At 66.8% G+C, this 26,119-nt stretch carries 26 protein-coding genes; 10 read left to right on the plus strand and 16 right to left on the minus strand.

Features of this window, described 5'->3' with window-relative positions; all coding sequences use genetic code 11:
* Nucleotides 1-109 precede the first annotated feature (109 nt).
* From KXJ60_RS07915 to ntrC, 3 genes are all read left to right on the plus strand, one after another.
* Complete coding sequence (locus KXJ60_RS07915) at nt 110-607, plus strand: hypothetical protein (RefSeq protein ID WP_291126074.1); 498 nt, start codon at nt 110-112, stop codon at nt 605-607.
* Nucleotides 608-726: 119 nt separating this feature from the next.
* Complete coding sequence (gene glnL, locus KXJ60_RS07920) at nt 727-1,758, plus strand: nitrogen regulation protein NR(II) (RefSeq protein WP_291126158.1); 1,032 nt, start codon at nt 727-729, stop codon at nt 1,756-1,758.
* A 48-nt stretch (nt 1,759-1,806) separates the two neighbouring features.
* Complete coding sequence (ntrC, locus tag KXJ60_RS07925) at nt 1,807-3,372, plus strand: nitrogen regulation protein NR(I) (protein ID WP_291126076.1); 1,566 nt, start codon at nt 1,807-1,809, stop codon at nt 3,370-3,372.
* On the opposite strand, the gene xth is transcribed toward ntrC, so the two are convergent.
* The 7 genes from xth to KXJ60_RS07960 are packed head-to-tail and all read right to left on the minus strand — an operon-like array spanning nt 3,359 to nt 9,195.
* Nucleotides 3,359-4,135, minus strand: coding sequence for an exodeoxyribonuclease III (xth, locus tag KXJ60_RS07930; protein WP_291126078.1), 777 nt, complete (start codon nt 4,133-4,135; stop codon nt 3,359-3,361). The genes ntrC and xth overlap by 14 nt on opposite strands.
* Before the next feature lie 3 nt (nt 4,136-4,138).
* Entirely contained in the window at nt 4,139-4,639 is a 501-nt protein-coding gene (locus KXJ60_RS07935) for a dihydrofolate reductase (protein WP_291126080.1), read from the minus strand.
* Between the two features lie 4 nt (nt 4,640-4,643).
* Nucleotides 4,644-5,537, minus strand: coding sequence for a DMT family transporter (locus KXJ60_RS07940; protein WP_291126082.1), 894 nt, complete (start codon nt 5,535-5,537; stop codon nt 4,644-4,646).
* Nucleotides 5,538-5,559: 22 nt separating this feature from the next.
* Nucleotides 5,560-6,372 (minus strand): thymidylate synthase, encoded by an 813-nt coding sequence (locus tag KXJ60_RS07945; RefSeq protein WP_291126084.1) that lies wholly within the window; start codon nt 6,370-6,372, stop codon nt 5,560-5,562.
* A complete protein-coding gene (locus KXJ60_RS07950; protein ID WP_291126086.1) occupies nt 6,369-7,298 on the minus strand; it encodes a transglycosylase SLT domain-containing protein in 930 nt (309 codons plus the stop codon). The genes KXJ60_RS07945 and KXJ60_RS07950 overlap by 4 nt, the downstream gene beginning before the upstream one ends.
* A complete protein-coding gene (locus tag KXJ60_RS07955) occupies nt 7,295-8,725 on the minus strand; it encodes an FAD-binding oxidoreductase (protein ID WP_291126088.1) in 1,431 nt (476 codons plus the stop codon). Before KXJ60_RS07955 ends, KXJ60_RS07950 begins: the two co-directional genes overlap by 4 nt.
* Entirely contained in the window at nt 8,722-9,195 is a 474-nt protein-coding gene (locus KXJ60_RS07960) for a DUF2069 domain-containing protein (RefSeq protein ID WP_291126089.1), read from the minus strand. The genes KXJ60_RS07955 and KXJ60_RS07960 overlap by 4 nt, the downstream gene beginning before the upstream one ends.
* A 35-nt stretch (nt 9,196-9,230) precedes the next feature.
* On the opposite strand from KXJ60_RS07960, the gene KXJ60_RS07965 reads away from it, so the two are divergent.
* Nucleotides 9,231-10,520, plus strand: a complete 1,290-nt coding sequence (locus KXJ60_RS07965) for a YihY family inner membrane protein (RefSeq protein WP_291126091.1) — start codon at nt 9,231-9,233, stop codon at nt 10,518-10,520.
* Nucleotides 10,521-10,529: 9 nt separating this feature from the next.
* Here KXJ60_RS07965 and KXJ60_RS07970 read toward each other — a convergent pair whose 3' ends face one another.
* From KXJ60_RS07970 to KXJ60_RS07980, 3 genes are all read right to left on the minus strand, one after another.
* Nucleotides 10,530-11,813 (minus strand): cytochrome P450, encoded by a 1,284-nt coding sequence (locus KXJ60_RS07970; RefSeq protein WP_291126093.1) that lies wholly within the window; start codon nt 11,811-11,813, stop codon nt 10,530-10,532.
* On the minus strand, nt 11,810-12,631 hold the full coding sequence (locus KXJ60_RS07975; RefSeq protein WP_291126095.1) for an alpha/beta hydrolase: 822 nt from the start codon (nt 12,629-12,631) through the stop codon (nt 11,810-11,812). The genes KXJ60_RS07970 and KXJ60_RS07975 overlap by 4 nt, the downstream gene beginning before the upstream one ends.
* 97 nt (nt 12,632-12,728) lie before the next feature.
* On the minus strand, nt 12,729-14,036 hold the full coding sequence (locus tag KXJ60_RS07980) for an O-acetylhomoserine aminocarboxypropyltransferase (protein WP_291126097.1): 1,308 nt from the start codon (nt 14,034-14,036) through the stop codon (nt 12,729-12,731).
* Nucleotides 14,037-14,163: 127 nt separating this feature from the next.
* Between KXJ60_RS07980 and KXJ60_RS07985 the strand changes: the two genes are divergently transcribed.
* The gene (locus tag KXJ60_RS07985; RefSeq protein WP_291126099.1) at nt 14,164-14,631 is read left to right on the plus strand and encodes a CBS domain-containing protein; all 468 of its coding nucleotides are present in this window, start codon (nt 14,164-14,166) and stop codon (nt 14,629-14,631) included.
* A gap of 155 nt (nt 14,632-14,786) precedes the next feature.
* On the opposite strand, the gene phaZ is transcribed toward KXJ60_RS07985, so the two are convergent.
* Nucleotides 14,787-15,995 carry a polyhydroxyalkanoate depolymerase gene (gene phaZ / locus KXJ60_RS07990; RefSeq protein ID WP_291126101.1) on the minus strand — a complete coding sequence of 403 codons (1,209 nt, stop codon included), beginning with the start codon at nt 15,993-15,995 and terminating at the stop codon, nt 14,787-14,789.
* 136 nt (nt 15,996-16,131) lie between these two features.
* Here phaZ and KXJ60_RS07995 point away from each other — a divergent pair, with 136 nt between their 5' ends.
* Nucleotides 16,132-16,791, plus strand: a complete 660-nt coding sequence (locus tag KXJ60_RS07995; protein ID WP_291126103.1) for a glutathione S-transferase — start codon at nt 16,132-16,134, stop codon at nt 16,789-16,791.
* Between the two features lie 309 nt (nt 16,792-17,100).
* Here KXJ60_RS07995 and KXJ60_RS08000 read toward each other — a convergent pair whose 3' ends face one another.
* Nucleotides 17,101-17,523 (minus strand): cupin domain-containing protein, encoded by a 423-nt coding sequence (locus KXJ60_RS08000; protein ID WP_291126105.1) that lies wholly within the window; start codon nt 17,521-17,523, stop codon nt 17,101-17,103.
* A 165-nt stretch (nt 17,524-17,688) separates the two neighbouring features.
* On the opposite strand from KXJ60_RS08000, the gene aroC reads away from it, so the two are divergent.
* Together aroC and KXJ60_RS08010 are read left to right on the plus strand one after the other, a co-directional pair.
* Entirely contained in the window at nt 17,689-18,789 is a 1,101-nt protein-coding gene (gene aroC / locus KXJ60_RS08005) for a chorismate synthase (RefSeq protein WP_291126107.1), read from the plus strand.
* Nucleotides 18,790-18,877: 88 nt separating this feature from the next.
* Nucleotides 18,878-20,056, plus strand: coding sequence for an MFS transporter (locus tag KXJ60_RS08010; protein WP_291126109.1), 1,179 nt, complete (start codon nt 18,878-18,880; stop codon nt 20,054-20,056).
* On the opposite strand, the gene KXJ60_RS08015 is transcribed toward KXJ60_RS08010, so the two are convergent.
* Genes KXJ60_RS08015 through aroE form a run of 3 tightly spaced genes read right to left on the minus strand, consistent with a single transcriptional unit; the run spans nt 20,013 to nt 22,232 of the window.
* Complete coding sequence (locus KXJ60_RS08015) at nt 20,013-20,903, minus strand: DMT family transporter (RefSeq protein WP_291126111.1); 891 nt, start codon at nt 20,901-20,903, stop codon at nt 20,013-20,015. The genes KXJ60_RS08010 and KXJ60_RS08015 overlap by 44 nt on opposite strands.
* A 6-nt stretch (nt 20,904-20,909) precedes the next feature.
* A complete protein-coding gene (aroQ, locus tag KXJ60_RS08020; RefSeq protein WP_291126113.1) occupies nt 20,910-21,371 on the minus strand; it encodes a type II 3-dehydroquinate dehydratase in 462 nt (153 codons plus the stop codon).
* 39 nt (nt 21,372-21,410) lie between these two features.
* The gene (aroE, locus tag KXJ60_RS08025; RefSeq protein WP_291126115.1) at nt 21,411-22,232 is read right to left on the minus strand and encodes a shikimate dehydrogenase; all 822 of its coding nucleotides are present in this window, start codon (nt 22,230-22,232) and stop codon (nt 21,411-21,413) included.
* Nucleotides 22,233-22,309: 77 nt separating this feature from the next.
* On the opposite strand from aroE, the gene KXJ60_RS08030 reads away from it, so the two are divergent.
* The gene (locus KXJ60_RS08030) at nt 22,310-22,975 is read left to right on the plus strand and encodes a DsbA family oxidoreductase (protein ID WP_291126117.1); all 666 of its coding nucleotides are present in this window, start codon (nt 22,310-22,312) and stop codon (nt 22,973-22,975) included.
* A gap of 36 nt (nt 22,976-23,011) precedes the next feature.
* Nucleotides 23,012-24,085 (plus strand): endonuclease/exonuclease/phosphatase family protein, encoded by a 1,074-nt coding sequence (locus KXJ60_RS08035; protein WP_291126118.1) that lies wholly within the window; start codon nt 23,012-23,014, stop codon nt 24,083-24,085.
* 12 nt (nt 24,086-24,097) lie between these two features.
* On the opposite strand, the gene KXJ60_RS08040 is transcribed toward KXJ60_RS08035, so the two are convergent.
* Nucleotides 24,098-26,032, minus strand: a complete 1,935-nt coding sequence (locus tag KXJ60_RS08040; RefSeq protein ID WP_291126120.1) for a radical SAM protein — start codon at nt 26,030-26,032, stop codon at nt 24,098-24,100.
* Nucleotides 26,033-26,119: the final 87 nt, after the last annotated feature.

The raw sequence follows: 26,119 nt of genomic DNA on the forward strand, positions 1-26,119 counted from the left end.
TTTTCGGTCATACTGAAAACCGCTTTTGTGAGCCGCTTCCCCCAAACGCTTCCCTGGAGTTGAAGTTACCTTGAATCCGAAGCCTTTCCACCCGATCCGGTCGCTTGTCATGGCGAGCTTGGCACTGTGCGCGCTGCAAGTTGATGCCCAGGGGCGCATCTTTCGCTGCGGCAATGAGTACACCAACGACCCGCAGGTCGCCAAATCCAAGGGTTGCAACGTGATGGAGGGTGGCAACATCACCATCATTGAAGGCACGAAGCCAGCACCCGCACGCAACGCACCCGCCGCGGCGGCTCCGCGCAGCGGCAGTGGCACGGAGCGTGTGGATTCGAGCGCGCAGCGCGCCAGAGACAGCGACGCGCGCGCCATTCTGGAGGCCGAACTGCGAAAGGCGGAAGAGCGGCTCGCCCAGGCCCGCAAGGAGTACGCGAATGGCGAGCCCGAGAAACAGGGCATCGAATCGCGCAATTACCAGCGCTACCTGGATCGCGTGGCCGAGTTGAAGGCGGCTGTGGCCCGCGCGGAGAGCGATGTGTCGGGCCTGCAGCGCGAGTTGAGCCGACTGCCGGGCGCGGCCAACTCGGTCGGTTCTGCCGCAAAATAACCGGCTTGAAAAAGCCTACCTTCTCCTCATTCCTTCCCGCGTCCCAGCGCCGCGCACCTGTTGACCCCGACGGTGACGCGTCGAGAAAACCGCAGGCGACGCTCTCCCGTTTCCAGTCCCTGGATCTGCTGGCCACGCTGGTGGCTGTGGTGGATCCCAGTGGAAGCGTGCTGTACGCCAATGCGGCGCTCGAAGACGCGCTGGGCATGTCCCGCCGCAGCATCACCGGCGCCTTGTTGCAGGACAGCTTCACCGAACCGCCTTTGCTGGAGAACGCGCTCCAGGGGGCCAGTGGCAACCAGTTTGCGGCATTGCGCTACGACGCCTGGCTCAAGCGCCTGAGCCACGATCCGTTGCCCGTGCATGTGGTGGTGGCGCAGACCGACAACCCCGGTGAAGTCATCATCGAGTTGTTGCCGCTGGAGCAGCAGGCGCGGCAGGAGCGCGAAGAGCGCCTGATCGACCAGGCGCAGGCCAACAAGGAACTCATCCGCAACCTGGCGCATGAGATCAAGAATCCGCTGGGGGGCATCCGGGGTGCGGCGCAGCTGCTGCAGATGGAGCTGGAGTCGCGCGAGCTGATCGAGTACACGCAGGTGATCATTCACGAGGCGGACCGCCTTCAGTCGCTGGTGGACCGTCTGCTGGCGCCTCACCGCCGTCCCCATGTGGTGGGTGATGTGAACATCCATGAGGTGTGTGAGCGTGTGCGCTCGCTGATCCTGGCCGAGTTCCCCAAGGGCCTCAAGGTCGTGCGCGACTACGACACCTCGATCCCTGAGTTTCGTGGCGACCGCGAGCAGCTCATTCAGGCGGTGCTCAACATCGCCCACAACGCCGCCCAGGCGCTGGGCGAGCGCATCGCGGCCGGTGATGCGCGCATCGTGTTTCGCACGCGCGTGGGTCGGCAGGTGACGTTTGGTAAACAGCGCTATCGGCTGGCACTGGAATTGCATGTGATCGACAACGGGCCTGGTGTTCCAGACTCGATCAAGGACCGCATCTTTTTCCCGCTGGTGTCGGGGCGCGATGGCGGCTCTGGCCTCGGGCTCACGCTGGCGCAGACGTTTGTCCAGCAGCACCATGGCCTGATCGAGTGTGAGAGCGTGCCAAGCCAGACGGATTTCAAGATCCTGATTCCGCTGCCCTAGCAGTCACCGACATACGAACGCCGCGCCACAAGAAGGGAAGACAACTCAATGAAGCCGATCTGGATAGTGGACGACGATCAATCGATCCGCTTCGTGCTCGAGAAGGCGCTGCTGCGCGAGAACCTGCCCACCCGCAGTTTCACCAACCCGCAGGATGTGCTGAAGGCGCTGATCGACACGCCCGAGCAGGAGGGCCCCCAGATTCTGGTGAGCGACATCCGCATGCCGGGGGGCTCCGGGCTGGAGTTGCTGGAGAAGGTCAAGGAGAGGCTGCCGGGTTTGCCGGTGATCATCATGACCGCGTTCTCCGACCTCGACAGCGCGGTGTCGGCTTTCCAGGGCGGGGCATTTGAATACCTGCCCAAGCCCTTTGACCTGCCCAAGGCGGTGGAGTTGATCCACCGTGCGGTGGAAGAAAGCCAGCGCGAAGAAGTGGCGGAAGAGCGCATGAGCGCCGCGCCTGAAATGCTCGGCCAGGCGCCCGCCATGCAGGATGTGTTTCGAGCCATCGGACGCCTGAGCCAGAGCCAGGTGACGGTGCTGATCACGGGGGAGTCGGGCTCGGGCAAAGAGCTGGTAGCGCGTGCGCTGCACAAGCACTCGCCGCGGGCAGCCGGGCCTTTTGTGGCGATCAACACCGCCGCGATTCCCAAAGACTTGCTCGAGAGCGAGTTGTTTGGCCACGAGCGCGGTGCTTTCACCGGTGCGCAGACCATGCGACGGGGTCGCTTCGAACAGGCCGATGGCGGCACGCTGTTTCTGGACGAAATTGGTGACATGCCGTTTGACTTGCAGACGCGTTTGCTGCGCGTGCTGTCCGATGGTCACTTCTACCGCGTGGGCGGACACAGCGCGGTGCGTGCCAACGTGCGCGTGATCGCTGCGACCCACCAGAACCTCGAGCAGCGCGTCAAGGAAGGCGTGTTCCGCGAAGACTTGTTCCACCGCCTCAACGTCATTCGCCTGCGCCTGCCGGCGCTGCGCGAGCGGCGCGAAGACGTGCCCATGCTCACGCGGTTTTTCCTGCAGCAAAGCGCCAAGCAACTGGGCGTCGAGCCCAAGCGCATTTCGGAGTCGGCTCTGAAGCTGCTGGGCACGTTCGACTTCCCGGGCAACGTGCGCCAGCTGGAAAACGTGTGTCACTGGCTCACCGTGATGGCGCCAGCGCAGGTGATTGAACTCAAGGACTTGCCGCCCGAAGTGTTGTCCATGACGGGGGCATCGGCCGCAGCCCTGGCTGCGGCGCCCGAGGCGTCGGTCGTGGCGAGCGTGCCCATGGGCTTGAGCCTGCCGGTGTCGCCCGCTGCATCGGCTGAGCCGGCGTACGTCACGCACGTGCCCGCTGCGCCTGTGGAGTCACCGGCATTGGTCGAAGTGCTTGCGGTGCCGCCATTGGCATCGGGGGCGTGGGAGAGTGGTCTTCAGGCCGAGGCTTTGGCCTTGCTGGAAGACGGCCGCACCGACGTGTGGGACGTGCTCACCCGCCGGTTCGAAACCCGCCTGATTCAGACCGCGCTGGCCAACACGCGTGGGCGGCGCATTGAAGCCGCGCACAAGCTGGGCATAGGTCGCAACACCATCACCCGCAAGATCCAGGAACTCAACCTAGAGTGACCACCACGGGTGCGTGGTCGCTGGGCTGCGGGTTCTTGCGCGGTGCGCGGTCGATGGCGCAGGCCGTCACGCTCGGGCGCAACGCTTCGCTCACCAGGATGTGGTCAATGCGCAGCCCCCGGTTTTTCTGGAAGCCGAGCATGCGGTAGTCCCACCACGAGTAGCTCTTTTCCGGCTGCTCGAACTGGCGGTAGGCGTCGGTCAGGCCGAGCTGGAGCAACTGCTGGAAGTGGGCGCGCTCCTCCACCGTGTGGTGGATGGTGTCTTTGAGCCCGACGGGATCGAAAGAATCGCGGTCTTCGGGCGCGACGTTGAAGTCGCCCATGAGCACGAGGCGCGGGTGCGCCTTCATCTGTTCGCCCACCCAGCGGTGAAGAGCTTCCAGCCAGCGCAGCTTGTAGGCGAACTTCTCGCTTCCCGGCGCCTGGCCGTTGACGAAATAGCAGTTCACCAGACGCAGCGGCCCCTGTGCGGTCTCCAGCGTGGCGGCGATCACGCGCGATTGTTCGTCTTCGTGGCCGGGAATGTTGCGCACGACGTCGGTCACAGGCGCGCGGCTGAGGATGGCCACGCCGTTGTAGGTTTTCTGCCCGAAGACAGCGGCGTGGTAGCCGGCTTCTTTCAGGGCGTCGTGGGGAAACTTCTCGTCCACCAGCTTGAGTTCCTGCAGGCCCAGTGCGTCGACCGGGTTGGCGGCCAGCCAGTCGAGCACCTGCGGCAGGCGCACGGCCAGGGAGTTGACGTTCCAGGTGGCGAGTTGCATGGTTCAGCGCTCTCGGGTGTAGGTGACAAAGGAGAAGGGCAGTCCGCTGGCTGCGGTATGGCTTTCGCGCGCGGTGACGCGCCATTCGGGGCCGAACTCAGGGGCGAAGGCATCGCCCTCGAAGTCCTGTGCGATTTCGGTGACCACGGCCGTCTCGGCCAGCGGCAGGGCGGCTGCGTAGATCTGCGCACCACCGATCACCCAGGCATCGCTCCCTTCGGGGCAATGCGCGATGGCGGCGTGCAGCGAGTCGGCGCGCAGGGCGCCCTGGGCTTGCCACTGGGCGTCGCGGGTGACGACGATGTTGACGCGCCCGGGCAGCGGACGGAAGCGCGGCGGCAGCGAGTCCCAGGTCTTGCGGCCCATGATCACCGGCTGGCCCATCGTGGTCTGCTTGAAGTGCGCCAGGTCCTCCGGCAGGTGCCAGGGCAGGGTGTTGTTTTTGCCGATCACGCCATTGGCGGCGCGCGCGAAGATGAGGTGCAGACGGACGGGCTTGGGCATGCGCCTATTGTGCCGCCGGGGGCGCGGGTCGAGCGGGCCAGAGCACGCTGGCAATGGCCATCATCACGAAGGCAATGGCGACCCAGTCTTGCCAGTGCGGCACCTCGCCCACGATGAAGGTCGCGCTGAGCGTGCCCACCAGCGGGATCGCCATGACGCTCATGGCGCTGGTGGCCGGCGGCAGGCTGCGCGCCATGCCGAACCAGATCAATTGGGCCACGCCGTAGTTGATGAAGACGCCATAGGCCAGGCTCACCCGCATGGGCAGCGAGAAACGGGTGGGCTGCGGCAGCGGCTCCAGCATGAACGCCAGTGCCCACACCACCGCGCTGCCCAGCAGCAGCATCCACACCGTCACCACCATCGGCGAGAGCGTGAACGTCGCCCGGCGGAACTGCAGCGTGCCCAGGCCCCAGCAGAAGGCGGCGCTCAGCATCCAGGCGATGCCGGCAGGGCGCCCGCTCAGGCGCTGGAGTTCGTGCCACAGCAGCAAACCGATGGCGATGCCGGCGCACACCACGGCGAGGCGCACGCGCGGCGTGATGCGCTCGTGAAAGAAAGCCGCGCCCAGCAGCACCGTGAAGATCGGCATGGTGAAACCCAGGATGGCGGCACGGCCCGAGGCCAGCTCCTTCACGCCGAAGATGGACAGCGTGTGCCAGCCCAGCACGTTGGGCAGCGCCAGCCAGACGATGGTCATCCACTCCGCACGCGTGGGCTTCATGCGCTCGCCTTGGCGCGCGACGTACGCGAACAACCAGAGCGCGCCCAGCAGCATGGTGCTGGCGCGGAAGTACAGCGGGGTGAGCTCCTGCAGCGAGAGCTTCATCATGGGCCAGTTCACGCCCCACATGAGCGTCAGGGCGAGCAGCGCCCAGAGCTGTCGGCGGCTGATCACGCGCGCGCTGTCGACCGGGCGCTCACACCGCCACCGGGGCCTTGATGGCCGGGTGGTGCTGGTAGTCCAGGATCTCGAAGTCGTCGAGCTCGTAGTCGAAGATCGACGCCGGGCGGCGCTTGATGTTCAGCGTGGGGTAGGGGTGCGGCGCGCGGGCGAGCTGCGTCTGCACCTGCTCGTGGTGGTTGCTGTAGATGTGGCAGTCGCCACCGGTCCAGATGAACTCGCCCACCTGCAGGTCGCACTGCTGCGCGAGCATGTGCGTGAGCAGCGCGTAGCTGGCGATGTTGAACGGCACGCCGAGAAAGATGTCGGCACTGCGCTGGTAGAGCTGGCAGCTGAGCTTGCCGTCGGCCACGTAGAACTGGAAAAACGCGTGGCAGGGCATGAGCGCCATCTTGTTCAGGTCCGCCACGTTCCAGGCGCTCACGATGATGCGGCGCGAATCCGGGTTGCTCTTGAGCTGCTTGACCACTTCGCTGATCTGGTCGATGTGCTGGCCATCGGGGGTAGGCCAGTTGCGCCACTGCACGCCATAGACCGGCCCGAGGTCGCCGTCTTCGCGGGCCCATTCGTCCCAGATGGTGCAGCCGCGTTCCTGCAGCCACTTGACGTTGCTGTCACCGCGCAGGAACCACAGCAGCTCCACGATGATGGCCTTGGTGAACACCTTCTTGGTGGTCACCAGCGGGAAACCCTCGTTGAGGTCAAAGCGCATCTGATGGCCAAACACGCTCGTGGTGCCGGTGCCGGTGCGGTCGGTTTTCTGCACGCCCGTGGTGAACACGTGGCGCATGAAGTCTTCGTACTGGGAGCGGATGGGGCGGTCGGTCATGGACGGGCGGCAGACAGGATGCCGGGCAGGGCGGGGGATGGCGCGGTGATGCGCGCATCGAACGGGTGTTGCTGCAGGGCGAAGACCTGCTGGATGCGCTTGATGTAGCCCTGGGTTTCCGGGAAGGGTGGCACGCCGCGGTAGCGGTCAACCGTGCCTTCACCGGCGTTGTAGGCGGCGAGCACCAGCGGGACGTTGCCCCTGAAGTAGGCCAGCAGCCACTGCAGGTAGGCCAGGCCGCCGCGGATGTTCTGCTCAGGGTCGAACGGCTTGCGCACCGCGAAGCGCGCGGCGGTTTCGGGGATGAGTTGCATCAGGCCTTGGGCGTTCTTGTCCGACAGGGCGTTGGCGTTGAAGTTGGATTCGGCTCGGATCACGGCAAACGCCAGCCCGGGCTCGATGCCGAACTGCGGCGCGAGCTTGTAGACGATCTTCATGATGCGCTGTTGTTCGGGCGTGCTCACCAGCTCGCGGTAGCGCAGCGCGGCCAGTTGCGATTCGGCCGCCTTTTTCTCCTGCTCAGCGACGTGCTCTCCACGTTGCAGTTCGGCGCGCTCGGCTTGCAGCACGCAGTCGGGCTTGTCGGCGGGCACGCCCAGTCGCTTGAACATCACTTCGGCATGTGCGTCGCCCATGAGCGCGGCGCGGGCGAACCAGTGCGCCGCGTAGCCTTCGTGGCGCAGGGTGCCACGGCCGTTGGCGTACAGCCAGCCCAGCTTGTAGGCGGAGAACACATCGCCGGCCAAGGCCGCGCGGCAGTACAGCGCAATCGCCGCATCGGTGTCGCGTGTCACGCCTTCGCCCACTTCAAGGGTCCGCGCCTGTTCACGCCAGGCCAGGCGCTCGGCAGCGTCTGCCGCGTGCGCACCCGCGCTGGCACAGAGTGCGCAGGCGAGCAGCAGGCGAAGCAGAAAACGGGCTTTCATGGACGAGCGAGAACGCGGCCGGGGTTCATGAGGTGTTGGGGGTCGAGCGCCTGTTTGATGGCGCGCATCAGGCCCAGTGCCACCGGGTCCTTGTAGTGGGGCAGGTGCGACGCCTTGAGGCTGCCCACACCGTGCTCGGCGCTGATCGAACCATCGTAGCGCGCCACTGTGTCGAAAACCAGCGCATTGACGTGTGCTTCCTGCTCATTCAGGAATTTTTTGGCATCTGCGCCGGCGGGTGCCTGCACGTTGTAGTGCAGGTTGCCGTCGCCCAGGTGCCCGAAGTTGACCAGCCGCACGCCGGGTATCTCGCGCTGCAGCAGGGCATCGGTCTCGGCGCAGAAGGCGGGAATGCGCGACACCGGAATGCTGATGTCGTGCTTGATGTTCAAGCCCTCTTCGGCCTGTGCCAGCGGGATGCTCTCGCGGATGTGCCACAGCGCGCGCGCCTGGGCCAGGCTCTCGGCCACCACCGCGTCGCTCACCAGACCGCGTTCGAAGGCGGTTTCCAGCAGGCGTTCGAACTGGCTGCGCGCGTGCTCTTCGGATTCGCTGTCGCTGTTTTCCAGCAGCACGCAGTAGGGGCTGTCTTGCCACAGCGGCACCCGCAGCGCGGGGAAGTGCCGGTCCACGAGGCCCAGTGCGAACTGACCCATGACTTCAAAACCCGTGAGGCCCGCGCCCAGGTGCTGGTGGGCCAGGCCGAGCAGCGACACGGCGGCGTCCAGCGTGGGCACGGCGGCCCAGGCCGTGAGCTGTGCGGCGGGCAACGGGTACAGCTTGAGCGTGGCCGCGGTGATGACGCCCAGCGTGCCTTCGCTGCCGATGAACAGGTCGCGCAGGTCATAGCCGGTGTTGTCCTTGCGCAGCCCGGTGAGGCCCTGCCACACCTCGCCCTGCGCCGTCACCACCTCCAGGCCCAGGCACAGCTCGCGGGCATTGCCGTAGCGCACCACCTGCGTGCCCCCGGCGTTGGTGGCGAGGTTGCCGCCGATGGTGCAGCTGCCTTCGGCGGCTAGGCTCAGGGGCAGCAGAAAGCCCGCCTTCTCGGCGGCATCTTGCAAGGTTTGCAGCACGCAGCCGGCTTCCACCGTCATGGTGAGGTTGGCCGGGTCGATGGCGCGCACCGCGTTCAGGCGGGTGAGGCTGAGCAGCACCTGTGTGCCGGACTCGTCGGGCACCGAGCCCACCACCAGGCCCGTGTTGCCGCCCTGCGGCACGATGGATGTACCGGCCGCAGCGCATGCGCGCACCACGGAGGCCACTTCGGCGGTGCTGCCGGGGCGCACCACGGCCAGTGCCCGGCCGTGTGCGCGTTTGCGCCAGTCCTGCTCCCAGGCGGCGAGGTCGGCCGCGGGGTCTTCATGGGTGAGCACCTGCGCGGGGCCGACCGCCTCGCGCAGCGCCTGCAGCAGCGCCGCACTCATGGCTGTGCGACCCGCGAGGCGGCCGCTTCCGTGGCGCTGGCCACGTCGGCCGCCACGGCTTCCTTACCGGCGGCGCGCAGGCGCATGCGCACGTGCAAGGCGCAGGCCGCAAACAAGGCGATGCACAGCAGCACTTCGATGATGGCCAGCCACATGGACAGGCCCGATTCGCTCGTGGCGCGTACCACGCCCTCGGTGAAATACAGCCACACCAGCAGGCTGACCCAGCGGTAGGTGTACATGCGGTTTTTCAGCAGGCCGGCCAGCGGCACGGTCAGCGGCAGCACCTTGATGACCCACCACGAGCCGCCTTCGCGCAGCGGCGCGAGCCACAGCTCCCAGGCCAGGCCCAGCACGATCAGGCCCAACAGGCTGCCAACGGCCAGCCATCGGGTGCCGCGCACGGCCAGCGCGGTTTCGGTGCCGTGGGGCGAATCAGAGGGGGGCAGGGGGGTGTGGGAAGCGGGCATGGCGGCGGTCAAAGGGCAGGTGGCATGATACCGGGATGACCCTGAACGAGCGCCTGCGGGCCCTTGAAACCCTGGCGCGCGCCCTGTGGCGCGACGCCCTGAAATTCCCCTGGCGCAACACGGCGCTGACGCTGCGCGAGCGCTTTCGCGAAGACCGGCTCGGCATCACCGCCAGCGCGCTGACCTTCACCACCACGATTTCGCTGGTGCCGCTGTTCACCGTGGCGCTGGCGATCTTCAGCGCTTTCCCGATGTTCGAGCGCCTGCAGGCCACGCTGCAGCGCTGGCTGGTGCAAAGCCTGGTGCCCCCCGACATTGCCAAGCAGGTGTTCAGCTACCTCAACCAGTTCGCGAGCAAGGCTGGGCAGATGGGCTGGGCCGGTGCGCTGGTGCTGCTGGTGACCGCGCTGGCCCTGATCCTGACGATCGACCGCAAGCTCAACGACATCTGGCGCGTGCGCCAGTCGCGTCCCTTTACCCAGCGCGTGCTGGTGTACTGGGCGGTGCTCACGCTGGGCCCGCTGCTGCTCGCGGGCAGCCTCACGGCCACTTCGTATGCCGTGACGGTGTCGCGCGGCGTGGTGTCCGGTCTGCCCGGCGGCGTGCGCTTTCTGCTGGAGGCGGTGCAGTTTGCGCTGCTCACCGGCGGCATTGCCGCGCTGTACCGCTATGTGCCCAACACGCGGGTGCGCTGGAGCCATGCGTGGCTGGGCGCGCTGTTTGTGGGGGCGGGTCTGGAGCTGGCCAAGAAGGTGCTGGCCTGGTACCTGGCGCAGGTGCCCACCTACTCGGTGGTGTACGGCACCTTTGCCACCGTGCCGATCCTGCTGGTCTGGTTCTACGTGGCATGGGTGATCGTGTTGCTGGGCGCGGTGGTCGCGGCCTACCTGCCCAGCCTGCTCTCAGGCATTGCGCGGCGGGGCGACACACCGGGCTGGAGCTTCCAGCTCGCTCTGGAGGTGCTGGCGCAATTGCGGGCGGTGCGCGACGCCACGCCCCGGGGCCTGAGCCTGGAGGCGCTGGCGCAGGCTTTGCGGGTCGACGCGCTGCAGCTGGAAGAGCCGGTGGCCGCCATGGTCAAGCTGGACTGGCTCGGCCGCCTGGACGAAGACGGTGAGCGCTACGTCTTGCTCGTCGACCCCACCGTGACCCCGCTGGCGCCCCTCATGGAGCGCTTGCTGCTGGCACACCAGCCCAACACCGCGCGCTTCTGGTTCGAGAGCCACTGGGCCCGCCTGACGGTGGCCCAGGCGCTCGACACCTCGCCTTCGTGGCCAGCCAACGCGCAGGGCGCGGAGGTCGGTCCGTCGGTGGCGTCGGGCTGAGCGCTTCGTTCAGCCCACGCTGAAGGGCGCGCTCAGGAAGCCGCGAAACCGGGCCCTGCCGCCACGCACGGGCGCCTGCGTGAGGCGGTAGCCGGGAAACCGCTGCAAGAAACGCCCGATGGCGATGCGGCCTTCCAGCCGCGCCAGGCTCAGGCCGGCGCACTGGTGAATGCCGAAACCGAATGCCAGGTGCTTGTTGCCTTCTCGCGCAAGGTCGAGCACCTCGGGGTTTTCAAACTGGGCGGGGTCGCGGTTGGCCGCGCCGATGCACAGCGTCACCAGCGTGCCCGCCGGCAAAGCCATGCCGCCCACCTGCGTGTCTTGCACGGCGCGGCGGTTGCCCAGCTGGTTGGACGACTCGAAGCGCAGAAACTCGTCGACCGCGCGGCTCATCGCGGTTTCGTGGGCGGCTTCGTCGCCCTCGGTGTCTTTCAGCGCTTGCAGCAGTGCGAGGCGCGCAGCGGGAAACTCCTGCAGCGAGATCAGCCCGTTGCCAATCAGGTTGGTGGTGGTTTCGTGCCCGGCGTTGAGCAGGAAGATGCAGTTCTGCAGCAGCTCCACTTCGTTGAGCTGCTCGCCGTTGGTTTCCCCCTGGATCAGGCGCGTGAGCACGTCGCGCTCGGGGTCGCCGGGTCTCTGCCGGCGAGCGGCTACCAGGGTACGCAGGTAAGCGAGCATGTCGGTCACGGCCGCGTTGCCCAGGGCCTGCTGCTCCGCGGTGAGCGTGGGCTCGAGCGCGCCCAGGATGGCGAGTGACCAGGCCCGCAGCGGGCCGCGTTCGGCGTGCGGCACGTCGAGCAGGTTGCCGATGATCTCCACCGGGATGGCCGAGGCAAAGTCCTCGATCAGGTCACCGCCGCCGCGCGCCTGCATGTCGTCCAGCAGCTGGTCCACCAGCTGGACCAGGCCGGGCTCCATCTCCGTGATGGCGCGGCGTGTGAGCGCGCCCATGATGAGCCGGCGCACGCGGGTGTGCAGTGGCGGGTCGTTGAACACCAGGCTGGTGGTGTGGTGCTCGAACAGCGCGGAGCCTGCACCGTACTTGGGGGCGAACTCCACGTGCTTGTCGGAGCTGAAGGCTTGTGCGTCGCGGTACACGGCCATTAGGTCGGCCGAGCGTGTGAGGAACACCGAACCGTCGGGCATGCGGCGCACCGGCTCGCGCTCGCGCAGCGCGGCGTACACCGGGTAGGGGTTGGCGAGGAAGTCGGCGGGCAGGGCGCGCAGGTCGAAGCTGGTGGCGATCTCGTGCGCGCGCGCCTCGCTCATGGGCGGTGTGATGATGAAGCTCATCGGCGGTTCAGGAAATCGCGGATGGCAAACAGCGTGGCATCGGGCGTTTCCGTCATCTGGTGGTGACCCACGGGCAGCGTGACGGTGCTGGCGGCTTTGTCAGCCGAGCGGGCCGCCTGAATGAGGGTTTGAGCGGCCTTCGGGTGGGTCATCTGGTCTTGTCCGCCGAGCAGGAAGAGCACCGGGCAGGTGACGCGGGCCATGGCCGCTTCGCCGCCGGCGTAGCGGTCGCAGGCAACGAAGCCGCGGTGGAACACGTTGACCCGCGTGTTGCTGCGCAGCACGCGGCGGCCCAGGGCCATGCCCGCGCCGTACACCCAGGTGCCGGGGCCCAGCGCCGACGGGGGCGCCGCCAGCGTGCTGCGGCTGAAAACGTTGACCATCTTGAGCGCCTTCTCGGGCTCGTTGAGTGAGGTCTCGATGAGGGCCGGTGACACCTTCATGGGGTAGGCGGTGCCGACCAGCACCAGATGGCTCACCCGGCCGGCGAGCTGGGCCGCTGCTTCCAGTGCAATGAGCGAGCCCCAGCTGTGGCCGACCAGTGCCGCCTGCGTCACACCCGCTGCATCAAGCAAGGCGGCGATGAAACCAGCGGCTTCTTCCACCGTGGAGGGCGCTTCGCCCTCGCTCTTGCAGTGGCCGGGCAGGTCGACCGCGAGCACGTTCCAGCCGTGGTGGGCCAGGTAGCGGCTTTGCAGGATCCAGACGCTGTGGTCGTTGAGCACGCCGTGGATGAACACCACGGTGGGCTTGGCGGCATCGAAAGGCTTGCCGCCGGTGTAGCAGTAGGTGGGGGCGCCGTTGACGAGGATTTCCATTTTCTTGCTCCTTGCATCGCCGTTCGCCCTGAGCTTGTCGAAGGGCCTGCCGCGGTGTTGGCAGGGGCTTCGACAGGCTCAGCCCGAACGGCATTTTTCAGTGGGCTTTTTCGGCGGCCTTGAGTGCGCGCTTCAAGTCGTCGATCAGGTCGTCGGCGTCCTCCAGCCCGATGGACAGGCGGATGGTGCCCGGGCCGATGCCTCCCGCGGCCAGCGCTTCGTCGCTCATGCGGAAGTGCGTGGTGCTGGCCGGGTGGATCACCAGCGAACGGCAGTCGCCCACGTTGGCCAGGTGGCTGAAGATCTTGAGCGCTTCGATGAAGGCCTTGCCCTGCTCGCGGCTGCCCTGGATGTCGAAGCTGAACACCGAGCCCGCGCCCCGGGCGCCAAAGCGCAGCAGCTTGTCTGCCAGCGCATGGCTGGGGTGGCTCTCCAGCAGCGGGTGGCCCACACGGCTCACCAGCGGGTGGCTCGCCAGGAACTGCACCACCTTTTCGGTGTTGGCCATGTGGCGGTCCATGCGCAGCGACAGGGTTTCAAGGCCCTGCAGGATCAGCCACGCGCTGTGCGGGCTCATGCAGGCGCCGAAGTCGCGCAGGCCTTCGCGGCGGGCGCGCAGCAGAAAGGCGCCGACCGTGCTCTCTTCGCTGAACACCATGTTGTGAAAGCCTGCGTAGGCTTCGGTGAGCTCGGGGAAGCGGCCTGACTTCTCCCAGTCGAAGCTGCCCGCGTCCACCACCACACCACCGATCACGGTGCCGTGCCCGCTCAGAAACTTGGTCGCCGAGTGGTAGACCAGATCGGCGCCCAGTTCGAAGGGCTTGATGAGGTAGGGCGTGGTCAGGGTGGAGTCCACCAGCAGCGGCACTCCCGCCTCGTGCGCGATTTGCGACACGGTGGGAATGTCCAGCACATCCAGGCCGGGGTTGCCCACGGTTTCGCCGAAGAAAAGCTTGGTGTCGGGTCGCACGGCGGCGCGCCAGCCGTCGATGTCGCCCGGCTTCACAAAGGTGGTCTCGATGCCGAAGCGGCGCATCGTGTAGTGCAGCAGGTTCTGGCTGCCGCCATACAAGGCGGTGCTGGCCACGATGTGTGAGCCCGCGCCCATCAGCGTGGCCACGCTCAGGTGCAGTGCGGCCTGGCCGCTGGCGGTGGCAATGGCGCCGATGCCGCCTTCGAGCGCGGCCATGCGCTGCTCGAACACGGCATTCGTCGGGTTGCTGATGCGGCTGTAAACATGGCCGGCGCGTTCGAGGTTGAAAAGCGCGGCGGCGTGGTCGCTGGATTCGAAGACGAAAGAGGTGGTGAGGTGGATCGGCACCGCGCGTGCGCCGGTGGCTGGGTCGGGGGATGCGCCCGCGTGCAGGGCGAGCGTGTCGAAGCCTGGGTCTGAGTAGCCGGACATGGTGTCTCCAATGGGTGTCTTTGGCCATCGCCGCCACGGCCAGCGGGATGGTCTTGCGCTTTATTGTGGGCTATATTGTCAGCACCCCAGCCCCCTGCGGGACACACCAGAAACGAGGAGATCGGCCATGAAAGTCAGCGACATCATGCGCGTCAAAGGCGGCACGCTTTACACCATCCAGCCCCAGGAATCCCTGGAGCGCGCCATCGAGACCATGTCGCAGTTCGACATAGGTTCGCTGGCGGTGATGGAGCACGGTGACCTGGTCGGCATGCTGACCTTCCGCGAAGTCATTCACACCCTGGCGCAGAACGGTGGCGCCCTCAACGGCAAGACCGTGCGCTCGGTGATGGACGACCACCCCATGACCTGCACGCCCGAAACCGAACTGGAGCAGGTGCGCCCCATGATGCTGGAGCGGCACACCCGCTACATGCCGGTGATGGACAACAAGATGCTGATGGGTGTGATCAGCTTCTACGACGTGGCCAAGGCCGTGGTCGACAGCCAGAACTTCGAGAACAAGATGCTCAAGGCCTACATCCGCGACTGGCCTGAAGAAGAGTCGACCAAGAACGAGCCCAACTTCCCCTGAGCCGCCCACCCCACCAGAAAACGCCCCGCCAGCCGGGGCGTTTTTCATGGCGCCGGAGCGAAGGGAGTTCGCCCAGGAATGCCGCGGAACTGGCTTTGCCAGGCCGCAGGCATTGCCCCCCCTTTCAGGGGGGTGGCGCGAAGCGACGCGGGGGGTCACTCCGAACTGTGGATCATGTCGCGCACCCGCGGATAGATCTGCTGGTTCCAGCGCCGGCCGCTGAACACGCCGTAGTGCCCCACGCCCGTCTGCACATGGTGGGTCTTCATGTAGGGGCGCACGCTGCTGCACAGGTCTTGCGCCGCCACGGTCTGCCCGACCGAGCAGATGTCGTCCCGCTCGCCTTCCACCGTCATGAGCGCTGTGCGGCGGATGGCGGCCGTGTTCACCGTGCGCCCGTGCCACGTGAGCACGCCGCGCGGCAGGTCGTAGGTCTGAAACACCTTCTCCACCGTCTCGAGGTAGAACTCGGCCGGCAGGTCGTTCACGGCGAGGTATTCCTCGTAGAAGTCCTGGATCACGCCCGCCTCTTCGGTGCGGCCGGCCAGCAGGTGGTCGTAGATGTTGCGGAAGGACTGTTTGTGGCGGTCCGGGTTCATGCTCATGAAGGCCGTGAGCTGGACAAACCCCGGGTAGACCCGGCGCATGAAGCCCGCGTGGGGCAGCGGCACGTGGCTGATGAGGTTTTTCTCGAACCAGTCGATGGGTTTGCTGGTGGCGAGCTTGTTGACCTCGCTGGGGTTCACGCGGCAGTCGACCGGCCCGGCCATCAGCGTGAGGCTGCGGGGCTGCGCCGGGTTGTCGTCCTCGGCCATGAGGGCCGTGGCGGCGAGCGCGGCCACGCAAGGCTGGCACACCGCCACCATGTGCGTGCCCGGGCCCACCGCTTCGGTGAAGCGGATCATGTAGCTGATGTAGTCGTCGAGCGAAAAGCCGCCGTGGCGCAGCGACACGTCGCGCGCGTTGTGCCAGTCGGTGATGTAGACGTCGTGGTCCTGCAGCAAGGTGCGCGCGGTCTCGCGCAGCAGGGTGGCGAAGTGGCCGGAGAGCGGTGCCACCAGCAACACCTTGGGCTGCGGCTCGGCGCCTTCCTTGCGAAAGTGCAGCAAGGTGCCAAAGGGCAGGGTGAGCGTGGCTTCTTCGGTGACCGCGTATTCGCGCTCGCCCACCGTCACGGTGTCGATCTTGTAAGGCGGGCGGGAGTGGGTGAGCCGCATGCGCGCGATCACATCGCAGGCGGCCGCCGCCTTGCGCAGGAGGCTGCCTTCGGTTTCGCGCAGCCAGAGCGCCGCGCTCAGGCCTTGCGCCATCAGCCTCATGGGCGAGATCAGGTCGGACTGGAGTTGGTAAGCCTGATACATCATGGTTTTTTCCTGAGACAACGTGACGCTTTGCAGGCAAGTTGCGGGCCAGCGCTGTCCTGCACCGGGGCAGTGCGCGCACCGTGCACAGCGATGGCACAGCCCTTGCTCATGCTGCACCCCCAGGAGGAGCATGTTCATGGCCAAAGCAGCGGTACTGACGATCAGCAGCAAGAACTACGGTGCCTGGGCCTTGCGCGGCTGGCTCATGGCGCGCATGGCCAAGCTGGACTTCACCGAGCACGTGATTTCCCCGGACGATCCGGCCATGAAGGCCGAGATGCTGCTGCTTTCTTCCTCGATGCGCGTGCCGGCGCTGGACCACGACGGCATTTATGTGTGGGACACGCTGGCCATCGGTGAATACCTGAACGAAATCAAGCCAAAGGCAGGGTTGCTGCCCGCAGACCGCGCGGCGCGCGCGCACTGCCGCGCCATCTGCGGTGAGATGCACTCGGGGTTTTCGGCGATGCGGTCTTCGCTGCCGATGAACATCAAGGCGTCGTTCCCGGGCTTCAAGCTGTGGTCGCGCGCGCAGACCGACATCGACCGCATCGAGGCGATCTGGACGGAGTGCCTGGAGCGGTATGGCGGTCCTTACCTGTTTGGCGAAAAGCCGTGCATGGCGGACGCGATGTTTGCGCCGGTGGTGACGCGGTTCATTACCTACGAGGTGGCCATCAGCCCGGTGTGTGTGGCGTATTGCGACACCATCATGGCCTTGCCGGCGATGAAGGAGTGGGTGGCGGCGGCGGAGGCCGAGCCTGACGACATCGACGAGCTCGACGCAGAGTTCTAGGCGCTCGTTGCTTTTCTTGTCGGTCTCTCGCGGGATCGGGCACCCGTGTGCTCTGCTCCGCGGATGTCCCCCGGCGGCTCGAGCCGCCTCCTCCTTTTATTCCGCTGCGCAGAGCACCCGGATACCCGATCCGAAAAGCATTTGGGCATTTCGGCACGGGCGCGCCTGCATGTTGGTGGGGAAGGGGTACCGGGTGGCCGGCGCAGCGGAATAAAGGGAGGAGGGGCGGCGAAGCCGACCCGGAGGACATCCGCGGAGTCGGCCACCCGGTGCCCCTTCCCCTGGAAGATCAAGCTCGCAAGAAACGCATCAAGCCCAGGGCGTCGGCTTCGGAATCTCGCAAACAGGCTCCACGTCCACCGTCTTGAAGTCCGCCGGCGACACGATCTCCAGGTACTCCATGTCCGGCGAATAGTCGAACAGGAAATGGCGAATGCCCGGGCGCTGGTGCACGCAGTCCCCCGCCTTCACCAGCGTCACCTGGTCCTCGTACATGAAGCGCGCCCACCCCTTGAGCATGATCACGATCTGGAAGTCCGCCTCGTGCCGGTGCCAGCCCGTGCCTTCCTCGGGCGGCAGGTTCGCCTTGACCAGGTGGGCGATCACCTTGCCATGCGTGGCCGCAGCCACCCCGAGGTCTCGGTACAGGAAAAAATCGCGCAGGCCGCCGCTCACATAGTCGCCTTCGTCGCCCTTGACGTGCGAAAACAGGGTGGAGGTTCGATCGAGCATGGGACGCTCCTTTCTGGGGATGGACAGCAACCATCTGCTGCAGTGCAGCACAAAGCACAAAGTGTTCCCATCGCCCATGAGGCATCGCCGGCTGCCCGCCGTGCGTTGCGTGCACCAGACTGGCTCACCGGCGCACCAGCACGCCTCAGGGATAATCGCGCCTCTATGAGCGGCAACACCTTCGGCACCCTGTTTTGCGTCACCAACTTCGGTGAATCCCACGGCCCGGCCATTGGCTGCGTGATCGACGGCTGCCCGCCGGGCATGGCGCTCAGCGAGGCCGATATCCAGGCCGACCTCGACCGCCGCCGCCCCGGCACCAGCAAGTTCGTCACCCAGCGCAACGAACCCGACACCGTGGAAATCCTCAGCGGCGTGTACGAGGGCAAAACCACGGGCACCCCCATCGCCCTGCTCATCCGCAACACCGACCAGCGCAGCAAGGACTACGGGAACATCCTGCAGACCTTCCGCCCCGGCCACGCCGACTACACCTACTGGCAGAAGTTCGGCATTCGCGACCCGCGTGGCGGTGGCCGCAGCTCGGCGCGCCTCACCGCACCCACCGTGGCCGCCGGTGCGGTGGCCAGGAAGTGGCTCAAGGAGCGCTATGGCACCACCTTCCGCGGCCACATGACGCAGGTCGGCGAGCTCGCCATCGGGTTCGAAAGCTGGGAGCACGTGCCCAACAACCCGTTCTTTGCGCCGGTGGCCGACGTGTCCGCCATCGAGGCCTACATGAACGAGCTGCGCAAGAGCGGCGACTCGTGCGGCGCGCGCCTGCGCGTGACCGCGCAAGGCATGCCGGTGGGACTGGGGCAGCCGCTGTACGACCGGCTCGACGCCGACATTGCCTATGCCATGCTGGGCCTCAATGCGGTCAAGGGCGTGGAAATCGGCGCTGGTTTTGCCAGCGTGGCGCACAAGGGCAGCACGCACGGCGACAGCCTCACGCCCGATGGCTTCAAGGGCAACAACGCGGGTGGCGTGCTGGGCGGCATCAGCACCGGGCAAGACCTGGAGGTGCAGATCGCCATCAAGCCGACCAGCTCGATCCTGATCCCGCGCGAAACCATCGACACCCAAGGCCATTCCACGGAAGTCATCACCAAGGGCCGCCACGACCCTTGCGTGGGCATCCGTGCCACGCCCATCGCCGAAGCCTTGCTGGCCCTGGTGGTGATGGACCACGCGCTGCTGCACCGCGCGCAATGCGGCGACGTGCAACTGCCCACGCCCGACATCGCGGCTCAGGCGCGCGCTTGACAATCGCCCCGTTCGAACTGAGCTTGTCGAAGTCTTCGCCAACTTCGTTGGAAGCGTTTCGACAGGCTCAACGCGAACGGGGATTGCCTTGAGCACCCGAAGGCAACTCTTTCCATTTGCTGCGCTCTCCGCGAGCTACTTCGCGCACATCGGCTTTTTCAACCCCTACCTGCCGCTGTGGCTCAAGGAGCTGGGGTTCAGTCTGATCGCCATTGCCGTGCTCACCTCGGTGCAGTCGGCCACGCGGCTGTTTGCGCCCTACCTGTGGGGCTCGCTGAGCGACCGCACCGGTGAGCGCGTTCGGCTGCTGCGCTATGGCGCCACGGCGGCGCTGCTGTTTTCCCTGGGCCTGTGGTTTGACGCGGGGGGCGTGGTGCTGTTCGTGGTGCTGTTGCTCATGTTCAGCCACACCAGCGGCATGATGCCGATGAGCGAGGCGGCGCTGGCGCACCTGGTGAGCCAGGGCGGCGCTTTCGATGCCCGGCGCTATGGCCGCGTGCGCCTCTGGGGCTCCATGGGTTTTCTCGTGACGGTGGTGGCGGCCGGGCTGTGGTTCGAGCGCTTTGGCCTGGTGCACTTCCCGGCCTGGACGCTGGGCACGCTGGCGGCCGTGGCGCTGAGTGCCTGGCTTTTGCCGGATTTTCGCGAGCCGGCCCATGCCACCCAGGACGCCGCCAGTGTGTGGCCGGTGCTGCGCCAGCCGCCCGTGCGCTGGTTCTTTGCAGCGGTGTTCTTCCACGTGCTGGCGCACATCTTCATTTATGTGTTTCTGTCGCTTTACCTGGACTCGCTGGGCTACAGCAAGACGGTGATCGGGCTGCTCTGGGCGCTCTCGGTGGTGATCGAGATCGCCTGGTTCTTCACCCAGAGCCGCTGGTTGCCCCGCTTCTCGCTCTCGGGCTGGCTGGTGCTGGCGGCGGCGCTCATGTCGCTTCGCATGGCGCTCACCGCCGGCCTGCCGCTGGTGTGGCCGGTGCTGCTGCTGGCGCAGGCGCTGCACGCCATCACCTTTGCTGCGCACCACACGGTGTGCATTGCGCTGCTGTCGCACCATTTCCCCGGCCGCCTGCGCGGGCGAGGGCAGGCGCTCTACACCGTGGTGGGTTACGGCTTGCCCGGTGTGGTGGGCGGCCTGGCGGGCGGGCTGCTGAGTTCGGCTTTCGGCCTGGCCAGCGTGTTCTGGCTGTCGTCGGCCTGCGCGGCGGTGGCCTGCCTGTGCGCGCTCAGGGCGCGGGCGTTGCAGCCCACCAGCGCCGCAGCGGGTTGAATCCGGTCACCAGCGCGGTGGCCAGCAGCACCAGCGCGCCGCCGGCAAAGATGCCCGAGGAGACCTCTTCGCCCAGGAACAGGTGGCCCCAGGTGACGCCAAACACCGGAATGAGGAAAGCCGGGCTCATGGCCGCCACGGGCGTCACGTGGCGAATGATGCGCAGGTGCGCCCAGTAGGCCAGGCCTGAGGTGACCACGCCCATGACGAACACGGCCACCAGCGCCAAGGGGGTGAACTGCGCCTGCGGCCAGGCCCAGACCGCGCCCGGCAGCACCAGCACCATGGCCGCGAGGTGGATGCCCGCCGCAATCGCCAGCGGCTGCATGCGGGTGGTGGCGCGCTTCATGAGTGGCGTGGAGCAGCCGTAGCAGGCGGCTGCCGTGATGCAGGCCAGCGCGGCGGCGATGGTGGCCGCGTCCGGCTGCACCGGGCCGAGTTGCACGATCAGCCCCACGCCGATGAAACCGCACACGCAGCCCAACAGCTTGCGCGCAGTGAGCGTGTCTTCCTTGAACCAGGCCGAGGCCAGTGCCCCGAAGAGCACCGCCGTGGTGTTGAGCAGCGCGCTGTAGCCGGCCGGCAGGCGCAGCCCGGCCCAGGCGTAGAGCAGGAAGGGCACAGCCACCGACAGCGCCCCCAGCACCAGCAGTTCGCGCCAGTGGGCCCAGGGCCAGCCTTGGCGCAGGCCGCGCATGATGAAGGCCAGCGTGAGACCGGCGAGGGCCACGCGGCAGCCCGCGAGCACGAGCGGCCCCATGACGGGGCTGGCCACGCGGATGAACAGGAAGGAGGCACCCCACAGGGCCGACAGGCCCACGAGCTGCGCGAAGTGGCGCGTCTGCACCGGGGCTTAGCCCGCGGCGGCGATCTTGCGCACCAGCCCCTCGATGGCCAGCGTGTAGCCGTCCGTGCCAAAGCCGATCACGATGCCCGCGGCAGCGGGCGAAATGTACGAGTGGTGGCGAAACGCTTCGCGCGCGTGCACGTTGGAGATGTGCACCTCGATGACCGGCAGCGGCTTCACGCCGCCGATGGCATCGAACAACGCCACCGAGGTGTGCGTGAACGCCCCGGGGTTGAACACCACGCCGGCCAGGTCGCCGGTCTTGTGACGGCGCCCGGCCTCGTGGATCTTGTCAATCAGCGCGCCTTCGTGGTTGCTCTGGAACGCCTCCAGCGCAAAACCCAGCCGCTGTGCGGCGGCGAGGCATTGCGCCTCCACATCGGCCAGCGTGGTGGCGCCATACACGCCGGGTTCGCGCGTGCCCAGCAGGTTGAGGTTGGGGCCGTTGAGCAGCAGGAGGGTGGGCATGGGAGGCGTCTCGGTGTGAAGGTGGTGGTGAGGTTCAGCTTAAACCAGCGGCACGGTCAGCCGATCGACGACGGGCCGGGTGTCGGGGCGCACACCGCGCCACCACAGGAAAGCCTCGGCGGCCTGTTCCACCAGCATGCCGACACCGTCGGCCACGCGGGTCACGCCAGCCGCCTGCGCTTGCTGCAGGAAAGCGGTCAGGCCTTTGCCGTAGACCATGTCGTACGCCAGCGCGCCGGGTGCGAAGAGGCCTGCGGGCAGCGGCAAGGGCTCATGCGTGAGGCCGGTGGAGGTGGCGTTGATCACCACATCAAAGGCGTGGCCGGCGAGCTCGGCGTAGCCACTGGTCTGCAGCATGGCGTGGGCGGCGAAGTCGCGGCCGAGGGCATGGGCCTTGTCGGCCGTGCGGTTGGCCACCGCCAGCAGGGCGGGCTGTTCGGACGCAATGGGCAGCAAGGCCCCGCGTGTGGCGCCGCCAGCACCCAGCAACAGCACGCGCTTGTCCTTGAGCAGGCAGCCCAGGTTGCGCTGGAGGTCGTTGACGAGGCCCACGCCGTCGAAGTTGTCGGCCAGGATGCGCTCGCCCTCGAACTTCAGGCAGTTGGCCGCGCCGGCCAGGCGCGCGCGTTCGCTGGGGTGGGTGGCGATCTCGAACGCCTGGAGCTTGAACGGCAGACTCACGTTGAGCCCGCGCCCACCGCCCGCGCGAAAGCCCGTCACGGTGTCGGCAAAGCCGTCCAGTGGCGTTTCGATGGCGGTGTAGCCCATGTCCTGAGCCGTGGCCTGCGCGAAGAGGCTGTGGATCAAGGGCGATTTGCTGTGGCCAATAGGGTGGCCGAGAACGGCGTAGCGGTCGGTCATGGGAAGGGCGGCGTTGGGGAAGGCGCCATTGTCGCGCAAGCCCCTGGCGTGGCCGCGGGCTTGCGCAGCGGCCTACCATGGCGCCCATGAATACCACCCCACTCAAGATCGATTTCGTGTCCGACGTGTCCTGCCCCTGGTGTGCCGTGGGCCTGGGCGCGCTCGAAGAAGCCTTGCAGAAGCTGCAAGGCAGCGTGGCCGCCGAGCTGCACTTTCAGCCCTTCGAGCTGAACCCGAAGATGGGCCCCGAAGGGCAGGACATTGGCGAACACCTGCGCGAAAAGTACGGCTCCACGCCCGAGCAGCAGGCGCAGATCCGCGACACCATTCGCGCGCGCGGCGCCGAGGTGGGTTTTGCCTTCAACCCCGAAGGCCGCGGCCGTATCTGGAACACGTTCGACGCGCACCGGCTGCTGCACTGGGCCGAGGAGGAAGGCCAGCCCGGTCAGCAGCACGCACTGAAGAAGGCGCTGCTGGCCGCCTGCCACACGCGCTCGGAGGCCATGGGCCACCACGACGTGCTGCTGGCCTGCGTGCGCGAGGTGGGCCTGGACGAGGTGCGGGCGAAGGCGATTCTGGCCAGCGACGAGTTCGCGCAGGACGTGCGCGAGCGCGAAGCCTTCTACACCGGCCATGGCATCCATTCGGTGCCGGCGGTGATCATTAACGACCGACACCTCATCTCGGGCGGGCAGCCCGCGGCGGTGTTCGAGCAGGCGCTGCGGCAGATCGCCGAGGGTTGAACCGCGCGCCGGTCGGTGTTGCATCTGGAGGAGCCCATGCCCAGCTACGTCGAGCTCAACCGCATTCAAGACAAGGCCCTCAAGGCCAGGACCATCGAAGGCCTCCAGCGCCTGCGCCATGGGTTGACCCAGGCGCTGCCGGTGAGGACCGCCACGCAGACCCTGTTGCTGGCGACCTGGAACCTTCGCGAGTTCGACTCCGGAAAGTACGGCTACCGCTCTGACGAGGCGTACTTCTACATCGCCGAAGTGGTGAGCCGCTTTGACCTGGTGGCCATCCAGGAAGTGCGCGAAGGGCTGTATGCGTTGCAACGCCTGTGTCGATTGCTGGGGCCCTCATGGTCGTATGTGGTGACGGACGTGACGCTGGGTACGTCGGGCAATTCGGAGCGGCTGGCGTATCTGTTCGACACCAGCAAGGTCAGCTTCACTGGCCTGGCCGCCGAGCTGGTGCTGCCCACAGCGAAAGACCCCGACCCGGAAGTCTTGCAGTTCGCTCGTTCGCCCTACGTGGCCGGATTTCGGGTGGGTTGGGCTTATCTCACACTGGTGACGGTGCACATCTACTACGGTCAATCCGTGGCGGTCGATCCACGCCGGCTGCAGGAGATCACGGCATTTGGCAAAACGCTGGCCAAGAACGCCGCCAAGCTGTCGGCCGCACCGGTCTATTCACCGCAGGGTGAACCACAGCGGGACAACCTGCTCATCCTGGGCGACTTCAACATCTTCAATCGCAAGGACGTCACCATGGAAGCGCTGACGATGGCGGGCTTTCTGGTCCCGTCCGAGTTGCAGGATGTGCCAGGCTCGAACGTCGAGAAGTCCAAGCACTACGACCAGATCGCCTACTACCGGCAATTGCAGGCGCTCAAGCCGCAGGGAAGAGCCGGGGTGTTCGACTTCTACGAGCACGTCTACCGCCTCGAAGACGAGCCCCTTTATGCCGCGCAGCGGGCGCAAAAACCGGGGCGCAGTTTCAAGGACTGGCGCACGTACCAGATGAGCGATCACCTGCCGATGTGGATCGAGTTCGGTGTGGACGACGCCGACGCTTACCTTCAGAAGCTGGGTTCGTCGCTTGACGATGTGACGCCGGGGCCCGTCTGACGCTGCGGAGGGTCAGGCGGCTTCGCGCCGCTCCAGCGCGCGCTGGATGAAGTGCTTCTTCACCCGCGTGCGTGGCACCGGGTCGGGCAGGTGGCTGAACCAGGCGCGCACGTCTTCGTCCAGCCCGATGCCGTGCATGTAGTTGTAGATCGCCTTGCGCAGGCCGACGCCCAGTGCGTCGTGGTCCACCCCGCTGGGGTCGATGAAGCCAATGTCGTTTTTGGCAAACCTGACCTCGGGCAGCGGGATCAGCTCGATGCCATAGGCGGCCGGGTCCAGGCCCACGGGTGAATGCACGGTGCAGGCGAAGCGGTGGAAAAAGCCGCTCTGGATGCAACCGTTTTCGAACAGCTGGCGCACGTATTCGAGCGAGTCCACGGTGTCCTGCACGGTCTGCGTGGGGAAGCCGTACATGAGGTAGGCATGCACCAGGATGCCGGCGTCCGAAAAGCCCTTGGTGACGCGCGCCACCTGCTCGACCGACACGCCTTTTTTCATCAGCGTGAGCAGGCGGTCGCTGGCCACTTCGAGCCCGCCGCTCATGGCGATGCAGCCGCTGTCGGCGAGCTGCTGGCACAGCTCGGGCGTGAAGGTTTTTTCAAACCGGATGTTGCCCCACCATGAAATGGGCAGCTGGCGGCGCAACAGCTCGTCGGCCAGCGCCTTGAGCGACTTGGGCGGTGCGGCTTCGTCCACGAAGTGAAAGCCGCTCTGGCCGGTCTCGGCCACGATGGCTTCGATGCGGTCGACCAGGGTGGAGGCCGACGCCGTCTCGTAGCGGCTGATGTAGTCCAGGCTCACGTCGCAGAAGCTGCACTTCTTCCAGTAGCAGCCGTGCGCCACGGTGAGCTTGTTCCAGCGCCCGTCGCTCCAGAGGCGGTGCATCGGGTTGAGCATGTCGAGCAGGCTGAGGTAACGGTCCAGCGGGAGGCCGTCCCAGGTGGGCGTACCCACGTCCTCAAAAGGCACGTCCGGCTCGGCCATGTGGATGTACTTCACCGCGCCGTTCTCGCGCACGAAGCTGCGCACCAGGCGCTGCTTGGAACGCTTGCGCTGCAGGAACTCGATGAGTGCGAGCAGGGGCCGCTCGCCCGCGTCCAGTGTCACGAAGTCGACGAAGTCAAAGAGGCGCGGCTCGGCGAGTTCGCGCAGCTCGGTGTTGACGAAGCCACCGCCCAGCGCCACGTGGATATGCGGGTTCTGTGCCTTGATGGTCTGGGCGATGCGAAGCGCAGCGTAGAGCGCGCCCGGAAAGGGCACGGAGAGCAGCACCAGGTCGGGCTTGTGCTGGGCCAGTGTGGCCAGGGTGAGCGTGTGCAGGATGTCGTCGACCAGCGTGGGCGGTGCGGCCAGCGCGGCGGCCATCGGGTCAAAGCTGGGCTGGCTGCTGGCCAGCGACTCGGCGTAGCGCACAAAGCCGAAGCGCTCGTCGACCGCGTCGCGCAACACGTCGGCCAGGTCGTTGAGAAACAGCGTGGCCATGTGCCGGGCCTTGTCTTGCACGCCCAGCGCGCCAAACGCCCAGGCCAGCGGGTCGCCGCCTTCTTCGCTGAGCGCGGCGTCCACGTACACCTCGAGCGCGGCAAAGCGCGGGCCTTCGGGCAGCAGCTCGCGCGCTGCGACGCGGTGCGCCAGCGTCGCGTCGCGCCCTTGCAGGAAGGCGATGACGGGCCCGATGGTGCTGCGGTAGCGCTCGAACTGGTCCAGGAAGGCGTGCACGCTGGCGGTTCGTTGTGCTTCTGGCAGGGCCAGCGCGCGGCCGCGCACGGCTTCCAGGCCGGCCGGCGTGAAGATCTTGAGCACCAGCGCCAGCGCCAGGTCGGCCTGCACGGCGTCAAAGCCGCGCGAGCGCAAAAAGCCGGTGATGTAGGCGGTGGAGGGGTAGGGCGTGTTGAGCTGCGTCATCGGCGGGATGAGGCTCAGCACGCGCAGTGCGGGGGTGGTCATGGTGTGGCTTCTTGGGGTTCCCGATTGTGAGGCTTGGGGGCGTTGGGTTGGGGCGTCAGGCCTTCCGTGCAGGGGCCTCGCGTCAGG

It is taken from the genome of Hydrogenophaga sp. (genome assembly GCF_019264445.1).
In the GTDB taxonomy this organism is placed as follows: Bacteria; Pseudomonadota; Gammaproteobacteria; order Burkholderiales; family Burkholderiaceae_C; genus Hydrogenophaga.

Bases quoted from the DNA above. Each gene is read 5' to 3' on its own strand.
- KXJ60_RS08035 (WP_291126118.1), top strand. From the start codon at position 23,012: ATGCCCAGCTACGTCGAGCTCAACCGCATTCAAGACAAGGCCCTCAAG.
- KXJ60_RS07950 (WP_291126086.1), bottom strand. From the start codon at position 7,298: ATGAAAGCCCGTTTTCTGCTTCGCCTGCTGCTCGCCTGCGCACTCTGT.
- KXJ60_RS07995 (WP_291126103.1), top strand. From the start codon at position 16,132: ATGGCCAAAGCAGCGGTACTGACGATCAGCAGCAAGAACTACGGTGCC.
- KXJ60_RS08040 (WP_291126120.1), bottom strand. From the start codon at position 26,032: ATGACCACCCCCGCACTGCGCGTGCTGAGCCTCATCCCGCCGATGACG.
- KXJ60_RS08030 (WP_291126117.1), top strand. From the start codon at position 22,310: ATGGCGCCCATGAATACCACCCCACTCAAGATCGATTTCGTGTCCGAC.
- aroE (WP_291126115.1), bottom strand. From the start codon at position 22,232: ATGACCGACCGCTACGCCGTTCTCGGCCACCCTATTGGCCACAGCAAA.
- KXJ60_RS07965 (WP_291126091.1), top strand. From the start codon at position 9,231: ATGACCCTGAACGAGCGCCTGCGGGCCCTTGAAACCCTGGCGCGCGCC.
- KXJ60_RS07975 (WP_291126095.1), bottom strand. From the start codon at position 12,631: ATGGAAATCCTCGTCAACGGCGCCCCCACCTACTGCTACACCGGCGGC.
- KXJ60_RS07980 (WP_291126097.1), bottom strand. From the start codon at position 14,036: ATGTCCGGCTACTCAGACCCAGGCTTCGACACGCTCGCCCTGCACGCG.
- ntrC (WP_291126076.1), top strand. From the start codon at position 1,807: ATGAAGCCGATCTGGATAGTGGACGACGATCAATCGATCCGCTTCGTG.
- KXJ60_RS07985 (WP_291126099.1), top strand. From the start codon at position 14,164: ATGAAAGTCAGCGACATCATGCGCGTCAAAGGCGGCACGCTTTACACC.
- phaZ (WP_291126101.1), bottom strand. From the start codon at position 15,995: ATGATGTATCAGGCTTACCAACTCCAGTCCGACCTGATCTCGCCCATG.
- KXJ60_RS08000 (WP_291126105.1), bottom strand. From the start codon at position 17,523: ATGCTCGATCGAACCTCCACCCTGTTTTCGCACGTCAAGGGCGACGAA.
- KXJ60_RS07960 (WP_291126089.1), bottom strand. From the start codon at position 9,195: ATGCCCGCTTCCCACACCCCCCTGCCCCCCTCTGATTCGCCCCACGGC.
- KXJ60_RS07970 (WP_291126093.1), bottom strand. From the start codon at position 11,813: ATGAGCTTCATCATCACACCGCCCATGAGCGAGGCGCGCGCGCACGAG.
- KXJ60_RS07945 (WP_291126084.1), bottom strand. From the start codon at position 6,372: ATGACCGACCGCCCCATCCGCTCCCAGTACGAAGACTTCATGCGCCAC.
- aroC (WP_291126107.1), top strand. From the start codon at position 17,689: ATGAGCGGCAACACCTTCGGCACCCTGTTTTGCGTCACCAACTTCGGT.
- aroQ (WP_291126113.1), bottom strand. From the start codon at position 21,371: ATGCCCACCCTCCTGCTGCTCAACGGCCCCAACCTCAACCTGCTGGGC.
- KXJ60_RS07915 (WP_291126074.1), top strand. From the start codon at position 110: ATGGCGAGCTTGGCACTGTGCGCGCTGCAAGTTGATGCCCAGGGGCGC.
- xth (WP_291126078.1), bottom strand. From the start codon at position 4,135: ATGCAACTCGCCACCTGGAACGTCAACTCCCTGGCCGTGCGCCTGCCG.
- KXJ60_RS07955 (WP_291126088.1), bottom strand. From the start codon at position 8,725: ATGAGTGCGGCGCTGCTGCAGGCGCTGCGCGAGGCGGTCGGCCCCGCG.
- KXJ60_RS07935 (WP_291126080.1), bottom strand. From the start codon at position 4,639: ATGCCCAAGCCCGTCCGTCTGCACCTCATCTTCGCGCGCGCCGCCAAT.